The organism is Pseudomonas sp. LJDD11 (genome assembly GCF_024584215.1).
Classification (GTDB): domain Bacteria; phylum Pseudomonadota; class Gammaproteobacteria; order Pseudomonadales; family Pseudomonadaceae; genus Aquipseudomonas.
This window is the reverse complement of the sequence record NZ_JANJFL010000015.1, coordinates 84,562-99,051: the sequence shown is the minus strand read 5'-3', so window position 1 is coordinate 99,051 and position 14,490 is coordinate 84,562. Positions and strand designations below refer to the sequence as shown.

Annotated in this window: 17 protein-coding genes; 14 read left to right on the top strand and 3 right to left on the bottom strand. The window is 60.9% G+C overall.

Features of this window, described 5'->3' with window-relative positions:
- Position 1: 1 nt before the first annotated feature.
- The 7 genes from NRB16_RS17920 to madM all read left to right on the top strand — a co-directional run bounded on the left by NRB16_RS17920 (position 2) and on the right by madM (position 4,722).
- The gene (locus NRB16_RS17920; RefSeq protein ID WP_045485977.1) at positions 2 to 316 is read left to right on the top strand and encodes a malonate decarboxylase subunit delta; all 315 of its coding nucleotides are present in this window, start codon (positions 2 to 4) and stop codon (positions 314 to 316) included.
- Complete coding sequence (locus NRB16_RS17915; RefSeq protein ID WP_253140742.1) at positions 309 to 1,160, top strand: biotin-independent malonate decarboxylase subunit beta; 852 nt, start codon at positions 309 to 311, stop codon at positions 1,158 to 1,160. Before NRB16_RS17920 ends, NRB16_RS17915 begins: the two co-directional genes overlap by 8 nt.
- Positions 1,157 to 1,957, top strand: coding sequence for a biotin-independent malonate decarboxylase subunit gamma (gene mdcE / locus NRB16_RS17910; RefSeq protein WP_253140743.1), 801 nt, complete (start codon positions 1,157 to 1,159; stop codon positions 1,955 to 1,957). Before NRB16_RS17915 ends, mdcE begins: the two co-directional genes overlap by 4 nt.
- Complete coding sequence (locus NRB16_RS17905; protein WP_253140744.1) at positions 1,951 to 2,562, top strand: malonate decarboxylase holo-ACP synthase; 612 nt, start codon at positions 1,951 to 1,953, stop codon at positions 2,560 to 2,562. The genes mdcE and NRB16_RS17905 overlap by 7 nt, the downstream gene beginning before the upstream one ends.
- On the top strand, positions 2,559 to 3,485 hold the full coding sequence (gene mdcH, locus NRB16_RS17900) for a malonate decarboxylase subunit epsilon (protein ID WP_257106594.1): 927 nt from the start codon (positions 2,559 to 2,561) through the stop codon (positions 3,483 to 3,485). Before NRB16_RS17905 ends, mdcH begins: the two co-directional genes overlap by 4 nt.
- A 68-nt stretch (positions 3,486 to 3,553) precedes the next feature.
- Positions 3,554 to 3,952, top strand: coding sequence for a malonate transporter subunit MadL (gene madL, locus NRB16_RS17895; RefSeq protein WP_257106593.1), 399 nt, complete (start codon positions 3,554 to 3,556; stop codon positions 3,950 to 3,952).
- Between the two features lie 5 nt (positions 3,953 to 3,957).
- Positions 3,958 to 4,722, top strand: coding sequence for a malonate transporter subunit MadM (gene madM, locus NRB16_RS17890; RefSeq protein ID WP_257106592.1), 765 nt, complete (start codon positions 3,958 to 3,960; stop codon positions 4,720 to 4,722).
- A gap of 3 nt (positions 4,723 to 4,725) precedes the next feature.
- Here the strand turns inward: madM and NRB16_RS17885 are convergent, their stop codons facing one another.
- The gene (locus NRB16_RS17885; RefSeq protein WP_257106591.1) at positions 4,726 to 5,643 is read right to left on the bottom strand and encodes a LysR substrate-binding domain-containing protein; all 918 of its coding nucleotides are present in this window, start codon (positions 5,641 to 5,643) and stop codon (positions 4,726 to 4,728) included.
- A gap of 127 nt (positions 5,644 to 5,770) precedes the next feature.
- Between NRB16_RS17885 and NRB16_RS17880 the strand changes: the two genes are divergently transcribed.
- The gene (locus tag NRB16_RS17880) at positions 5,771 to 6,385 is read left to right on the top strand and encodes a hemolysin III family protein (protein WP_045486007.1); all 615 of its coding nucleotides are present in this window, start codon (positions 5,771 to 5,773) and stop codon (positions 6,383 to 6,385) included.
- A 218-nt stretch (positions 6,386 to 6,603) separates the two neighbouring features.
- On the opposite strand, the gene NRB16_RS17875 is transcribed toward NRB16_RS17880, so the two are convergent.
- Positions 6,604 to 7,575, bottom strand: a complete 972-nt coding sequence (locus NRB16_RS17875; protein ID WP_045486010.1) for an aliphatic sulfonate ABC transporter substrate-binding protein — start codon at positions 7,573 to 7,575, stop codon at positions 6,604 to 6,606.
- Between the two features lie 383 nt (positions 7,576 to 7,958).
- Here NRB16_RS17875 and NRB16_RS17870 point away from each other — a divergent pair, with 383 nt between their 5' ends.
- The 6 genes from NRB16_RS17870 (at position 7,959) to NRB16_RS17845 (ending at position 13,245) form a co-directional block, all read left to right on the top strand.
- Positions 7,959 to 9,308 carry an OprD family porin gene (locus NRB16_RS17870; RefSeq protein ID WP_045486014.1) on the top strand — a complete coding sequence of 450 codons (1,350 nt, stop codon included), beginning with the start codon at positions 7,959 to 7,961 and terminating at the stop codon, positions 9,306 to 9,308.
- Between the two features lie 183 nt (positions 9,309 to 9,491).
- The gene (locus NRB16_RS17865) at positions 9,492 to 10,130 is read left to right on the top strand and encodes a peroxiredoxin (RefSeq protein WP_045486017.1); all 639 of its coding nucleotides are present in this window, start codon (positions 9,492 to 9,494) and stop codon (positions 10,128 to 10,130) included.
- A gap of 263 nt (positions 10,131 to 10,393) precedes the next feature.
- Entirely contained in the window at positions 10,394 to 11,359 is a 966-nt protein-coding gene (locus NRB16_RS17860; RefSeq protein ID WP_257106590.1) for a sulfonate ABC transporter substrate-binding protein, read from the top strand.
- 28 nt (positions 11,360 to 11,387) lie between these two features.
- Complete coding sequence (gene ssuC, locus NRB16_RS17855) at positions 11,388 to 12,185, top strand: aliphatic sulfonate ABC transporter permease SsuC (RefSeq protein WP_045486023.1); 798 nt, start codon at positions 11,388 to 11,390, stop codon at positions 12,183 to 12,185.
- On the top strand, positions 12,182 to 12,997 hold the full coding sequence (gene ssuB / locus NRB16_RS17850; RefSeq protein ID WP_045486026.1) for an aliphatic sulfonates ABC transporter ATP-binding protein: 816 nt from the start codon (positions 12,182 to 12,184) through the stop codon (positions 12,995 to 12,997). The genes ssuC and ssuB overlap by 4 nt, the downstream gene beginning before the upstream one ends.
- Before the next feature lie 32 nt (positions 12,998 to 13,029).
- Positions 13,030 to 13,245, top strand: coding sequence for a molybdopterin-binding protein (locus NRB16_RS17845; RefSeq protein WP_025262382.1), 216 nt, complete (start codon positions 13,030 to 13,032; stop codon positions 13,243 to 13,245).
- 103 nt (positions 13,246 to 13,348) lie between these two features.
- Here NRB16_RS17845 and NRB16_RS17840 read toward each other — a convergent pair whose 3' ends face one another.
- Positions 13,349 to 14,413, bottom strand: coding sequence for a Bd3614 family nucleic acid deaminase (locus NRB16_RS17840; RefSeq protein WP_257106589.1), 1,065 nt, complete (start codon positions 14,411 to 14,413; stop codon positions 13,349 to 13,351).
- Positions 14,414 to 14,490 lie beyond the last annotated feature (77 nt).

The following is a 14,490-nucleotide window of genomic DNA, read 5'->3' as shown; positions in this document are numbered from 1 at the left end:
CATGGAAACCCTGTCTTTTGAATTTCCTGCCGGGCAACCGCCGCGCGGGCGGGCGCTGGTCGGCTGTGTCGGCTCTGGCGATCTTGAAGTGCTGATCGAGCCTGGCCAGCCGGGCAAGCTGACCATCCAGGTGGTGACTTCGGTCAATGGTGCCCAACAGCGCTGGCAGCACCTGTTCCAGCGCATGTTCGAGGGCCAGACCCCGGCGGCGCTGAACATTGATATTCATGACTTTGGTGCCACCCCCGGTGTGGTGCGCCTGCGTCTGGAGCAAGGCTTCGAGGAGATGGGTGTTGAGGAGGTCGGCCATGACTGATACCGCGCGCTTGCTCAACCAGCACAGCTTCATCGAACTCGGTGCCCGGCAACGTGCCAAGGCACTGCTCGACGAGGGCAGCTTTCGTGAATTGATCGATCCGTTCCAGCGGGTCATCTCGCCGTGGCTCGCCCAGCAGGGCGTGGTGCCGCAGGCCGATGACGGGGTGGTGGTTGGCAAAGGCACCCTTGATGGTCGCCCGGTGGTGATTGCCGCCATCGAAGGCGCGTTTCAGGGCGGCAGCATGGGCGAGGTTGGCGGCGCGAAGATGGCCGGCGTGCTGGAGCTGGCGGCTGAAGACAACCGCAAGGGCATTCCGACCGCCGCTATCGTGCTGCTGGAAACCGGTGGCGTGCGCTTGCAGGAAGCCAACCTCGGGCTGGCGGCGATTGCCGAGATTCATGCGGCGATTGTCGACCTGCGTCAGTACCAGCCGGTCATCGGCGTGATCGCTGGCAGCGTTGGCTGTTTCGGCGGCATGTCGATCGCTGCCGGGCTGTGCAGTTACCTGCTGGTGACCCGCGAAGCACGGCTGGGCCTCAATGGCCCGCAGGTCATCGAACAGGAAGCCGGCATTGAGGAATACGACTCGCGCGACCGGCCCTTCATCTGGAGCCTGACCGGCGGCGAGCAACGCTTTGCCAGCAATCAGGTCGATGGCTTTGCCGCTGACGATACCGGCGCGATTCGCCAGCAGGTCGCCGGCTGGTTGGCGCAAGGTGTGCCTGCGCAGCATCGCAGCGGCCAGTACGCCGATTACCTGCAACGCCTGGCCGCGCTCGACAGCGAGCCGCAGATCGACCCGCAGACCGTGCGTAACCTCTATAAAGGAGCCCGCTCATGAGCGCTTCGCAACGTGGTGTTAACTGGTTCGCGGCCCTGAGTGCCGGTGCCCGACCGGTCGAGGGTCTACCCGCTTCGGTGCTGGCGGCCGATGGTCATTTGGGTGAGCAACCGGCCCGCTTTGTGGCGGTGGTGGCGGATGCCGACAACCGCTTTGCGCGTGCCCGTCAGGGCGAGGTCGGATTGCTGGAAGGCTGGGGGTTGGCCAAGGCAATCGATCAGGTCATCGAACTGGACCGTGAGCATGACACCAAGCGTGCGCTGATTGCGATCATCGACGTGCCCAGCCAGGCCTATGGCCGCCGTGAAGAAGCGCTGGGCATCCATCAGGCACTGGCCGGCGCCGTAGACAGCTACGCCCGTGCCCGGCTGGCCGGCCATCCGGTGATCGGCTTGCTGGTCGGCAAGGCAATGTCCGGCGCATTTCTGGCCCACGGCTACCAGGCCAATCGGCTGATTGCCCTGCGTGACCCCGGCGTGATGGTGCATGCGATGGGCAAGGCCTCTGCGGCGCGGGTCACCCTGCGCAGTGTCGAGGAGCTGGAAAAACTCGCCGCCAGCATCCCGCCGATGGCCTACGACATCGACAACTACGCCAGCCTCGGCCTGCTCTGGGAAACCCTCAGCGTGGAGCAAATCGAGCAACCGCAAGAACAGGATCTGGCGGCGGTGCGGCAGGTGCTTAACGCTGCGATTGAGGACGTGCGGCGCAGCGGACATGACCTGAGCGGCCGTTTGGGTGCCCGGCATCGTGCCGCGTCGGCCAAGGTCCGTCAGTTGCTGCGCGAGCAATGGTAATGAAGCTGTTGGCGCACGATCTGCTGTGGGGCATGCCGCTGCCTGCCGAGGCACCCGACTGGGTGTTTGAGGCGCTGGGCGATAACCCCCCGGTGGTGGTGCGCCGTGCGACCGTGGCCGCCGGTCAGGTGGCGGTGGGCATTCGTGGCCGGCGTCGTGAACAGCGCTATGCGGCAAGCATGCCGCAGGCCGCGATTACCCGGCGGCTCAGCCCGGAGCAATTGATCGATGTACAAGGCACGCATGACTGGCCGGCGTTGCAGGCGCTGGCGCAGCTGCGGCCGCTGTTGCAGGCCGGCGGGCTGGTCTGGGGCGTGGCGGGCAGTGCCGGTCATGAACTGGCCAGCGGCATGGCTGCGCTGCATGCAGGCAGCGATCTGGACCTGATCATCCGCACACCGGTGCCGGTCAGTCGGCAATGGGCGGCAGACCTTGTCGCGGCACTGGACAACGCCGTGTGCCGGGTCGATGTGCAGTTGCAATTGCCGGCCGGTGGCCTGGCGTTGCGCGAATGGGCCGGCAGTGCAAGGCAGGTGTTGCTCAAGACCGATCAGGGCGCGCAGTTGCTCAGCGATCCCTGGCAACCCTTGCAGGCGTGTGCATGAGCAGCCTGTGGGTGTTTCCCGGTCAGGGTGCGCAGCAGCCCGGCATGCTCCATCGCCTGCCCGATGAGGGCGTGGTGCGCGAGACCTTGCAGCAGGCCAGTGGCGTACTCGGCGAGGACATCCTGGCTCTGGACAGCGAAGCGATGTTGCGCGGCACTCGTGCCGTGCAGTTGTGCCTGTTGATTGCCGGGGTGGCCGCAGCGCGTTTGCTGCAACAGCGGGGCGCCATGCCGACGTTCGTCGCCGGGCTGTCGATCGGTGCTTACCCGGCGGCGGTGATCGCCGGTGCGCTGGACTTTGATGACGCGCTGCGGCTGGTCGCGCTGCGTGGCGAGCTGATGAACAACGCTTACCCGCAGGGCTACGGCATGACCGTGATCCTGGGCCTTGCCCAGCATCAGGTCGAAGCATTGCTGAGCCAGGTCGACGGCCCTGTGTACCTGGCCAATATCAATGCCGAACGGCAGATGGTGGTCGCTGGCAGCGATGCAGCGATGCAACAGGTCGCGGCACTGGCCAAGGCTGCGGGGGCCAGTGGCACACGGCGTCTGGCGGTCAGCGTGCCGTCGCACTGCGCACTGCTCGACGCGCCGGCCCGCGAACTGGCCGAGGCGTTCAGCCGCGTCGACGTGCGCCCGCCGCAGGTTCGCTACCTGAGCGCTACCACTGCCCGGCCGGTGGTTCAGCCCGAGCGGCTGCGCGACGACCTGGCCTTCAACATGTGCCGGGTCATCGACTGGCACAGCACGGTCGAAACCGCCCACGAGCGTGGTGTGACGCTCCAGATTGAAATGCCTCCCGGCGCGGTACTGACCGGCCTGGGCCGTAAGGTTCTGCAACACGCAACGGTGGTCGCCTTCGATGGCGCACGCCTGGACAGTCTGATCGCACTTTCGCGTGAGGAGGAAAGTCGGCACCCATAAAACCCGAGAGCGGCTGCTATGAAGGACAAGAACAATAACTTCGGCAATGCAATTGAGGAATAACAACAATGATTATCTACGGCGTGGCGTTTCTGGCGTTCTGCACCCTGGTCGGTATTTTCATCGGCGAGGTCCTTGGCAAGCTGCTTGGCGTACCGGCCAATGTGGGAGGTGTCGGTATTGCCATGATCCTGTTGATCGGACTGGGCAGTTACCTGAGCAAGCGCGGCCTGTTCAATGCCAAATCCGAGCAGGGTGTTGAATTCTGGAGTGCAGTCTACATCCCCATCGTGGTCGCCATGGCGGCCCAGCAAAATGTCTATGGCGCACTCAAGGGCGGCCCCATGGCGATTCTGGCAGGCACCCTGGCCGTGGTGGTGGCCTTTGCACTGGTGCCGGTGCTGACCCGCATGGGCGGCGGCGCAACCGAGCCTGAAGCCGTGCCATCCAGCAAGACTGCGGGGTAATCGCCATGTACGAGTCAATGATGAAGGTGGTGGGCGGTTACGGGCTGGTCGGCGGTTTCGCCATTGTCGGGATCACGATGTGGTTCTCTTACTGGTTTTCTGCCCGTTTTACCAAGGGCCGCTTGCATGGTTCGGCGATAGCGATCCTGCTGGGTCTGGTGCTGGCTTATATCGGCGGGGCGATGACCGGTGGGCAAAAAGGCGTAGTGGATCTGCCGTTGCTGTCAGGCATTGGTTTGTTGGGCGGGGCGATGCTGCGCGATTTCGCCATCGTCGCGACCGCTTTTGGTGTCAATGTCAACGAACTCAAACGAGCAGGCTTTGCCGGCGTGCTGTCGCTGTTCGTAGGCATCGGCACCTCGTTCATCGCCGGGGTCGGGGTAGCCATGGCGTTTGGGTACAGTGATGTGGTCAGCCTGACGACCATCGGAGCGGGTGCGGTGACCTATATCGTGGGGCCGGTAACCGGCGCGGCCATCGGGGCCAGCTCGGAGGTCATGGCACTGTCAATTGCGGCCGGTCTGATCAAAGCCATTCTGGTGATGGTGGCGACGCCTTTCATCGCACCGTTTATTGGTTTGAACAATCCTCGCAGCGCGGTCATCTTCGGCGGCTTGATGGGGACATCCAGCGGGGTGGCCGGAGGTCTCGCTGCCACCGACCCCAAGCTGGTGCCTTATGGATGCCTGACAGCGGCTTTTTACACAGCATTGGGTTGCCTGTTGGGCCCATCGCTGTTGTTTTTCTCGTTACGCGGGCTGTTGGGCTGAGTGCTATCGGTCTGGACGCCCTGCATACATCCGGCACTCTGCAACCAGGGCCAGCAGGTTCGGGTCGCGTTCGCGGGATTTCAGGAACACCACGCCGATGTCCTGCTGCATGCGGTAACGCGCCTGCAGCGGGATCAGCTTCACCCGGTTTTCATACACGGCGGCGATCCGCCCTGGCAGCAGGGCGTAACCTACGCCGGAGCTGACCATGCTCAGCAGGGTGAAGATATCGTTGACCTGCATTGCCACCTTGGGCTCGAAACCGGCCTGCTGGAACACCCGCACGCCGTCGCGGTGGGTGGCAAAACCCTGGGTCAGGGTGATGAAGGTTTCTTCGCGCAGGTCGCTCAGGTCCACCTCTTCATAGTGCGCAAAAGCCGAGTCGATGGGCACGGCGAGAAAGATATCGTCAGAAAACAGCGCCAGATGATCGCAGTCCGGGTCGTTGATATTGTTATCCAGCGACACCAGCATCGCATCGACTTCCATGTTCTTGAGCTTGTACAACAGGTCCATGTTCGAGCCCAGCACCAGGTCGATGTTCAGCTCGCTGCGGCGCAACTTAAGGCCCATGATCAGTTGCGGCACCGTACGCACGGTCAGCGAGTACAGCGCCCCCAAGCGAAAACGTGCGGCCGAGAAGCCGGCGGCCTGGCGGGTCAGTTCCACCGCACTGACCACGTCCTGAATCAGCTTCTGGGCGTGTTCTTCCAGCACGTAGGCGCTTTCCAGGGGTGTCAGGTTGCGGCCTTCGTGCTTGAACAGCGGGCAGCGCAGGGCACTTTCCAGTGAGTGAATGGCGCGGTGCACACTGACATTGCTGGTCTGCAGCTCGGCGGCGGCGCGGCTGAGGTTGCCGGTGCGCATGAACGCCAGAAAGGTTTCCAGTTTCTTGAGGGTCAGTTCGTCATCGATCTGCATGGCGGGCGCTCGGGGTGGGCGTGGTGACGATTGTGCCCGAGGCGCTGTGCAAAATCCGTAAGTCGATGGTCTGAGCTTTGGCTCTTGCAGCCAGAATTCTCATCACCGGATAAAGGTCGGAGTGCCGATGTACTACGGAGAAAAATTCAACGCCTGGTCTCATCTGGTCGGTGCCGTGCTGGCCTGCGTGGGTGCCATCTGGCTGCTGGTACTGGCCAGCCTGCAGCACGATGTATGGAAAATCGTCAGCGTCGCGGTTTACGGCGTATGCCTGGTCGGGTTGTACAGCGCCTCGACCGTGTACCACAGCGTGCGCGGGCGGGCGAAGCAGATCATGCGCAAGGTCGATCACTTCTCGATCTACCTGATGATCGCTGGCAGCTACACGCCATTCTGCCTGGTGAGCCTGCGCGGCCCGTGGGGCTGGAGCCTGTTTGGCGTGGTCTGGGGGCTGGCGCTGATCGGTATCCTGCAGGAAATCAAACCGCGCTCCGAAGCGCGGATTCTCTCGGTGGTGATCTACGCGCTGATGGGCTGGATCGTGCTGGTGGCGGCCAAACCATTACTGGCGGCGCTGGGCAGTGCCGGGTTCTTCTGGCTGGCCGGCGGCGGCGTGCTGTACACCGTCGGCATTCTGTTCTTCGCCTTTGACCACATTCGCCACTGGCACGGTATCTGGCACCTGTTCGTGATTGGCGGCAGCCTGATGCACTTTGTGGCGATCTGGTTTTATGTGCTTTAGGGCGGATGTCGACCCGTCTTGCTGGTGAAGACGGAGGTACATCCACAGCAGATGTAGAGCTTATCCCGGCCTCTTCACGACCAAGGTCGTTCCCACCCGGATTCTGATCTGAAATGAGGTGGGAACGAGCTTGCTCGTGAAGGCGGCGGTGCATTCATAACAGATGTAGGGCCCGGTCAGGCAAAACACATCCAGCGGTGAAAAGGCCAAGCCTGCCTTCAGGGCTTCCACACTTGCACATCACTGGCATCGACCTTGGCGGGCAACAAGCCGGCCTCGAAGAAGGTATCAGCGATGCGCTGCTGCTCATCGAGCTTGTCGGCTTCTACCGGCAGGATTTGATAGGTGCGGCGCTGGTTGGCGGCCTCCACGGTGGCTACGTCCAGGTTGCCCCACAGCGGGCCAAGCAGTTTTGCGGCCTCACCGGGGTGCGCCTTGACCCATTGACCGGTCTTTTGCAATTCGTTGAACACGGTCTTGAGCACCGGCTGATGTTTGCTGGCATAGGCCTGGGTGGTCAGGTAATAGCGCTGGTACTGGGCCAGGCCCTTGCCATCGGCCAGGGTGCGAGTCGGCAACTGGCGCTGCACGCCGCTGAGGAAGGGTTCCCAGGTGACCCAGGCGTCGACCTTGCGGTTCTCGAACGCTGCACGCCCGTCAGCGGGCGTCAGGTAAGCCGGTTCGATATCACTGAATTTCAGGCCAGCGCTTTGCAGCGCGGCGATCAGCAGGTAATGGCTGCCAGCCGCCTTGGTCACCGCCACCTTGCGGCCTTTGAGGTCGGCCAGGCTGCTGAGCTTCGAATCCTTGTGCACCACGATGGCCTGGGCCGAAGGCGAGGGCGCCTCACGGGCAAAGTAGGTCAGGCGGGCACCGGCGGCCTGGGCGAACACCGGTACGGTGTCGGCCACGTCAGCGCTCAGGTCGATATTGCCGACGTTCAGCGATTCGAGCAGGGGCAGGCCGCTGGGGAACTCATGCCACGACACGCTGATGCCCTGTTTGTTCAGTTCCCGCTCCAGGGTGCCTTGGGTTTTGAGCACCGCAATCAGCGTGGATGACTTCTGAAAACCGATGCGCAATTTTTCTTCGGCGTGTGCGGTGCTGGTGCAGGCCAGTGCGGTGGCAACTGTCACAATTGCTGCTAAGTGTCGGGCAAGTGCCCGTTTTACAAGGGGTTTTAGTTGCATGGCGAAAAGCTTCCGGAAAAAGTTTCGTGGCGGGAGGTACGATTTCCGGTTGTCCGGTGACGGCAAACTAAAGGATCTGACGAACGGTAATAAAATATTTTTTAGTCATTAGCTTATTTGCTGGATACACTCCGTGTCGGTCTGTTTGACATGGGAAGTCACATATAGCAAAAAGGTATAACAGGTTGCCAAATTGTTCCTTTTTGTTTCGATGTGATTTCACTACCGTGCAGCGACCGAAACACGCGGTCTAGTCAATTAGTCGTGAGGCACCCGTAAGAGATTGACCTGAAGGTCAACATCGGCGTGAATCCCGCGACCGTGGTTGCAGCATCTGTTGCTGGCCATGGAATACAAAAATTAGATTCACGAGGAGCGAAGTAATGAAGAAGTCCACCCTGGCCCTGGCCGTCACCCTGGGCGTTCTGGCCCAACAGGCCGGCGCTGCCGGTTTCATCGAAGACAGCAAGGCGTCCGTGAGTTCCCGGACCCTGTACTTCAAGAACGACTGGCGTGAAAGCACTGCCCACGACCATCAGGAAACTGCAACCGGTCTGAAGTTTGACTACAGCTCGGGCTTCACTCAGGGCACCGTAGGTTTCGGTCTCGACGCTCAGGCGTTGGTCGGTGTTCACCTGGACGGCGGTCGTGGCTACCGCTCGGCAGCAACCAACGGCGCTATCACGCCTAGCGACCGCGACGGTTCGGCTGTCAGCGAGTGGACTCGTGCCGGCGCTAACGTCAAGGCTCGCTTCTCCAAGACCGAGCTGAAACTCGGTAACGCCCTGGCTCCAAACCTGCCAATCCTGGTTACCAACGACGGTCGTCTGCTGCCACAAGCCTTTGAAGGCGGCATCCTGACCTCCAAGGACCTGGACGGCGTGACCTTCACTGCCGGTCAACTGACCAAGAGCATTGGCCGTGCCTCGTCGAACTGGACTGACCTGTCGGTCGGTGGCGCTACCAAAGGTAGCGACGAGTTCCGTTTCGCCGGTGCTGACTGGAAAGTCACCAAAGACCTGACCCTGCAGTACTACTTCGCCAACCTGGAAGACTTCTACAAGCAGCACTTCCTGGGTCTGGTACACGTTTACCCGATCTCCGAAGGCCAGTCGTTCAAAACCGACCTGCGTTACTTCGACAGCAGCTCTGACGGCAACAACAGCAGCCGTACCGCTGGTTACACCTTCAACAACAACGGCGGTTACGCCAAGAATGCAGGCGAGGTCGACAACAAGACCTGGTCGGCGATGTTCACCTACTCGCTGGGTGGCCACGCATTCATGGTCGGCCACCAGCAGGTGGGCGATGACGGTGGCTTCGTCTCGCTGAACCAAGGCTCGATCACTGACGGCCGTGGTCGCGCCGAAGGCAACGGTGGCGGCAGCTTCTACCTGTTCACCGACTCGATGGCTAACGGTTTCATCCGTGCTGGCGAGAACACCACTTTCGGTCAGTACTCCTATGACTTCGCCAAGGCTGGTATCCCGGGCCTGAAGGCTTCGATTGCCTACCTGCATGGCGATGACATCAAAGGTACTGGTGCCAATGCCGGTCGTGAGTTCTCCGAGTGGGAACGCGACATGCGTGTTGACTACGTGATCCAGAGCGGTCCGTTGAAAGGCTTCGGCACTACCGTACGTCACGCTTCGTTCCGTAGCGAAACCGGCCTGAACACCACTGACACTGATCAGACTCGTGTGATCTTCAACTACACCTACAACTTCATGTAAGTGTGTTGAACGCCGTTTAAAAGAACCCCGCCTTGTGCGGGGTTCTTTTTGCCTGCTTTTTAATATTTCTTTTTGATCTATTTAAATCAATATCTATTCTTTTTAATTTTCAACAGAACAGTGCACAGTGGACTCATAACCCAATAGCACCCAACGCCCACCTGCTTAACAAGGAGCTACACCATGACACTGCGACTTGGCGATATCGCCCCTGACTTCGAACAGGACTCCAGTGAAGGCCGTATTCGTTTCCATGAATGGCTGGGCAATAGCTGGGGCATTCTGTTCTCTCACCCGGCGGACTTCACCCCGGTGTGCACCACCGAGCTGGGCCTTACCGCCAAGCTTAAAGACGAATTCACCAAGCGCGGGGTCAAGGCCATTGCCCTGTCGGTGGACCCGGTGGACTCCCACGTGAAGTGGATCGATGACATCAACACCACCCAGAATACCCTGGTCAATTTCCCGATCCTGGCGGACGCCGATCGCAAGGTCTCGGACCTGTACGACCTGATTCACCCCAATGCCAGTGACACCCTGACCGTACGTTCGCTGTTCATTATCGACCCGAACAAAAAGGTGCGTCTGATCATCACCTACCCGGCCAGTACCGGGCGTAACTTCAATGAAATCCTGCGGGTGGTCGACTCTCTGCAACTGACCGACAACCACAAGGTGGCCACCCCGGCCAACTGGGTGGACGGTGATGACGTGGTCATCGTGCCGTCGCTCAAGGACGAGGAAGAAATCAAGCAACGTTTCCCCAAAGGCTACAAGGCCGTCACGCCCTACCTGCGTCTGACGCCACAACCGAATCGCTGATGGTTGCCTTTCGCGGCGATCCGTTTCGGCCGCGAAACAGAATTCATATCCTCTCGTAGGAGCGGCTTCAGCCGCGAAACAGAATCCATATCCTCCCTGAGTGGGGTTTTTTCGGGCCGACATTGTCGGCCCTTTTTTATGGGTGAAAGAAAACATTCTGCATATTCAATTAAGAAATAACCAAATGAAAAAATGAGATTTATAGATATAAAAAACAACTGGTAATGTCACCCCACCTAACCCGCACAACAACGGAGAGCGCCATGCGCACCACCTTCTTGCGTCAAAGCCTGGCCGCTCTTGTTGCTGCCGCCCTGAGCCTCGGTGTTCTCACCCAGGCGCAAGCCGAAGACTTGCGTATCGGTTATCAGAAGTACGGCACTCTGGTGCTGCTCAAGGCCAAGGGCTCGTTGGAGAAGCGGCTGGCCGAGCAGGGCGTCAAAGTGCAGTGGACCGAATTTCCTGGTGGCCCGCAGTTGCTCGAAGGCCTCAACGTGGGTTCCATCGACTTCGGCGTGACCGGTGAGACGCCACCGGTATTCGCCCAGGCGGCCGGTGCCGACCTGCTGTACGTGGCCTACGAGCCGCCGGCGCCGACCAGCGAAGCGATCCTGGTGCCCAAAGGCTCACCGATTACCTCGGTCAAGGAGCTCAAGGGCAAAAAGGTCGCCCTCAACAAAGGCTCCAACGTGCATTACCTGCTGGTTCGGGCGCTTGAAGAAGCTGGCCTGAAATACAGCGACATCCAGACCGTGTTCTTGCCGCCCGCCGATGCCCGCGCCGCCTTTGAGCGTGGCAGCGTCGATGCCTGGGTAATCTGGGAGCCTTACCAGGCCGCTGCCGAACAGCAGTTGCAGGCACGCACCCTGAAGGACGGCACCGGCATCGTCGATAACCACCAGTTCTACCTGGCGACCAAGCCTTACGCGCAGAAGAACCCGAAGATCATCCAGGCGCTGGTCGAGGAAGTGCGGGCGGTCGGTGAGTGGTCCCAAGCCAACCCTGAAGAGGTGACCAAACAGGTCGCACCGCTGCTCGGCCTGCCGGCTGATATCACCCTGACTTCCGTGAAGCGCCAAGGCTACGGCGCGCATTTCATCACCCCGCAGGTGGTCGAGGCGCAACAGAAAATCGCTGACAGCTTCCACCAGCTCAAGCTGATCCCCAAACCATTGAGCATCAAAGATGTGATCTGGACACCTCCTGCCGCTGTTGCCAAAGCACAGTGATTTTCAGGCCTTTCGAGGAGACAACTCCATGAGCCTCAGTGCTTCACAACGAGTCTTGCACAGGCTGGCACCCTGGGCGCTGCCGGTGCTTTTGCTGGCCGTCTGGCAGCTCTCGGTCAGCGCCGGCTGGCTGTCTACCCGCATCCTGCCGGCGCCCAGCGCCGTGATCGAGGCGGGCGTCAGCCTGGTGTCCAGCGGCGAGATCTGGACCCACCTGGCAATCAGCGGCTGGCGTGCCGGGGTGGGCTTCGCCATCGGCGGCGGCATCGGCTTGGCGCTGGGTTTTATCACCGGTCTGACCCGTTGGGGCGAGCGCCTGCTCGACAGCTCGGTGCAGATGATCCGTAACGTGCCGCACCTGGCGCTGATTCCGCTGGTGATCCTGTGGTTCGGCATCGACGAGACCGCCAAGGTGTTTCTGGTGGCCTTGGGCACCCTGTTTCCGATTTACCTCAACACCTATCACGGGATCCGCAACATCGACCCGGCGCTGGTCGAGATGTCGCGCAGTTACGGGTTGTCAGGCTTTGGTCTGTTCCGCCACGTGATCCTGCCGGGCGCCATGCCGTCGATCCTGGTTGGGGTGCGCTTCGCGCTGGGGTTCATGTGGCTGACCCTGATCGTGGCTGAAACCATTTCTGCCAGTTCCGGTATCGGTTACCTGGCCATGAATGCCCGCGAATTCCTGCAAACCGATGTCGTGGTGCTGGCGATTGTGCTGTACGCCGTGCTTGGCAAGCTCGCCGATGTGGCTGCACGCGGCCTGGAGCGCGTGTGCCTGCGTTGGCACCCGGCTTATCAAGTGACTAAAGGCGGTGCGGCATGACCAGTCTGAAACAGCAACAACCGGCGCATCTGTTGCGCGGCATCCCGCTGGCCTCGCACAAGCTCAAGAAGGCCTTTGGCAACCGCGAAGTGCTCAAAGACATCGACCTGCACATTCCGGCCGGGCAGTTCGTCGCCGTGGTCGGGCGCAGCGGTTGCGGCAAAAGCACCTTGCTGCGCCTGCTGGCCGGGCTGGACAAACCGACTGAAGGCGAGCTGCTGGCCGGCTCTGCGCCGCTGAGCCAGGCCCGCGATGACACCCGTCTGATGTTCCAGGAAGCGCGTTTGCTGCCGTGGAAGAAGATCATCGACAACGTTGGCCTCGGGTTGACTGGCGACTGGCGCCCGCAAGCGCTGGAGGCGCTGGAAGCGGTCGGCCTGGCCGAGCGTGCCAACGAGTGGCCGGCGGCGTTGTCCGGTGGCCAGAAGCAGCGTGTGGCGCTGGCACGTGCATTGATTCACAAGCCACGCCTGTTATTGCTCGATGAGCCGCTGGGCGCGCTGGATGCCCTGACCCGCATCGAGATGCAGCAGTTGATCGAAAACCTGTGGCGCAAGCACGGCTTTACCGTACTGCTGGTCACCCACGATGTCAGCGAAGCCGTTGCGGTGGCTGACCGGGTGATCCTGATTGAAGAGGGCCGCATCGGCCTGGACCTGATCGTCGACCTGCCACGGCCGCGTGCCCGTGGCTCGCACCGCCTGGCGGCACTGGAAGCCGAAGTGCTCAACCGGGTGCTGGCAATTCCCGGCACACCACCGGACCCGGAACCCGTTTCACCCCTGCCTACGCAACTGCGTTGGGCCAATTAATCAGTATCAATACCTGACGAGAGGAAGATCTCATGACTATCAAGGCCATCAACGTTCGTAACCAGTTCAAAGGCACCATCAAGGAAATCGTCCAGGGCGACGTGCTGTCGGAAATCGACGTGCAGACCGCTTCGGGCATCGTGACCTCGGTCATCACCACCCGCTCGGTCAAGGAACTGGAACTGGCAGTGGGCAGCGAAGTGATCGCATTCGTGAAATCGACTGAGGTGTCGATCGCCAAGCTGTAATTGACGATCCGGCGCCACGTCGATGCTGCGTGTCATTGCGAACAGGGAGGTTCGCAATGACGGCTTTTTCCGGCTGGTTAGAGCAAGACGGCGGTTACACTCTCTACACCATGCCTTTGAGCATATAGCCGCGCAAGGTTTCGACATGTGGGCTGATGCTTTTGAGCAACTCCAGGCCCTCCATCCACAAGTCCAGTTCCCAGCCGCGGATATTCGCCCCGATGGTGAAGAACTCATAGAGTGCATCCTCCATCAGGCCCCGGGCTCTGTCTGTTGCCAGGCTGCTGGTGGTGGATCTGCTGCCCTGAATTCTAAGCAACTCTATCCCGGTCGTTTCATGCGTGCGCACTTCTGTCGAGCAGCCACTCACGGCCCGGTCCAGGGCGCTGCCGACGATGTTTGTATCATCTTGCCCACTGATCACTGTACAGCCAGGGGCTGCGGTCACCAGCAGGCCGGCACACATATAACAGGGCTTTAATGTGCTGTAGATTCTGCTGCCGTGAGGAATTGCGGTGCCATTGAGGCGCTGGTAGTTGAGCACGGCCATCACTTCGCCGTGCAATGACGCCCCCACAGCATTATGGTTACGGCCCCAGCCGATGATCTTGCCGGTGTTGTCTACGATGACGCACGCAATGTTGTGCCCTCCGTTCTCGGAAAAGGGCGTCTGCCGGGTAGCGCCGCTGGCATCACTGGTGGTAATCGAACCCTCTGACCAACTCAGCCGGGCGATGCTGTAAGCGAGTGTCATCAGGATTGCATCGCTCAATGGCGTTACCCGGTAGCCCGGTACGGCAATCAGATTCGGGAGTTTCAATACGGGCGGGTTGTAGGCGCGAACCAGCCTGCCACGTACCTCGCTCAGTTCCGTGGACGCCTGCGGTGGTGTAACGGGGCGTTTATCAAGCCGGTTGCGGGCACACCACAGTTTCGCCTCGAAAATGCGTTTGGCGCGATCCGCGCTCAGCCATTTGCCCAGAATCGGGGTGGCAATGGCGGTTGCGGTCCAGGCAAAGTTGTTCACGCTGCCCTTATGCAGTTGCGCTGCACTGGCCCAGACCAGACCGCCGCTGCAGGAGCTCATCTGGAACATGCCCTGGTCCATCTCTGTCAGCTCATAGCTGAGGCAGACCATGGCGGAGCGCTTCGGATTGCCGTTGCGCATCAGGTTCACCAGGGCTGACTGCCCTTGATGAGGGGCCGTTGCGGTGTTGATTGCCGCCGCTGTCACCCCGCTGGGTT

Coding starts and splice junctions, on each gene's coding strand:
- NRB16_RS17920 (WP_045485977.1), top strand. CDS start 2: ATGGAAACCCTGTCTTTTGAATTTCCTGCCGGGCAACCGCCGCGCGGG.
- NRB16_RS17915 (WP_253140742.1), top strand. CDS start 309: ATGACTGATACCGCGCGCTTGCTCAACCAGCACAGCTTCATCGAACTC.
- mdcE (WP_253140743.1), top strand. CDS start 1,157: ATGAGCGCTTCGCAACGTGGTGTTAACTGGTTCGCGGCCCTGAGTGCC.
- NRB16_RS17905 (WP_253140744.1), top strand. CDS start 1,951: ATGGTAATGAAGCTGTTGGCGCACGATCTGCTGTGGGGCATGCCGCTG.
- mdcH (WP_257106594.1), top strand. CDS start 2,559: ATGAGCAGCCTGTGGGTGTTTCCCGGTCAGGGTGCGCAGCAGCCCGGC.
- madL (WP_257106593.1), top strand. CDS start 3,554: ATGATTATCTACGGCGTGGCGTTTCTGGCGTTCTGCACCCTGGTCGGT.
- madM (WP_257106592.1), top strand. CDS start 3,958: ATGTACGAGTCAATGATGAAGGTGGTGGGCGGTTACGGGCTGGTCGGC.
- NRB16_RS17885 (WP_257106591.1), bottom strand. CDS start 5,643: ATGCAGATCGATGACGAACTGACCCTCAAGAAACTGGAAACCTTTCTG.
- NRB16_RS17880 (WP_045486007.1), top strand. CDS start 5,771: ATGTACTACGGAGAAAAATTCAACGCCTGGTCTCATCTGGTCGGTGCC.
- NRB16_RS17875 (WP_045486010.1), bottom strand. CDS start 7,575: ATGCAACTAAAACCCCTTGTAAAACGGGCACTTGCCCGACACTTAGCA.
- NRB16_RS17870 (WP_045486014.1), top strand. CDS start 7,959: ATGAAGAAGTCCACCCTGGCCCTGGCCGTCACCCTGGGCGTTCTGGCC.
- NRB16_RS17865 (WP_045486017.1), top strand. CDS start 9,492: ATGACACTGCGACTTGGCGATATCGCCCCTGACTTCGAACAGGACTCC.
- NRB16_RS17860 (WP_257106590.1), top strand. CDS start 10,394: ATGCGCACCACCTTCTTGCGTCAAAGCCTGGCCGCTCTTGTTGCTGCC.
- ssuC (WP_045486023.1), top strand. CDS start 11,388: ATGAGCCTCAGTGCTTCACAACGAGTCTTGCACAGGCTGGCACCCTGG.
- ssuB (WP_045486026.1), top strand. CDS start 12,182: ATGACCAGTCTGAAACAGCAACAACCGGCGCATCTGTTGCGCGGCATC.
- NRB16_RS17845 (WP_025262382.1), top strand. CDS start 13,030: ATGACTATCAAGGCCATCAACGTTCGTAACCAGTTCAAAGGCACCATC.
- NRB16_RS17840 (WP_257106589.1), bottom strand. CDS start 14,413: ATGCGCAACGGCAATCCGAAGCGCTCCGCCATGGTCTGCCTCAGCTAT.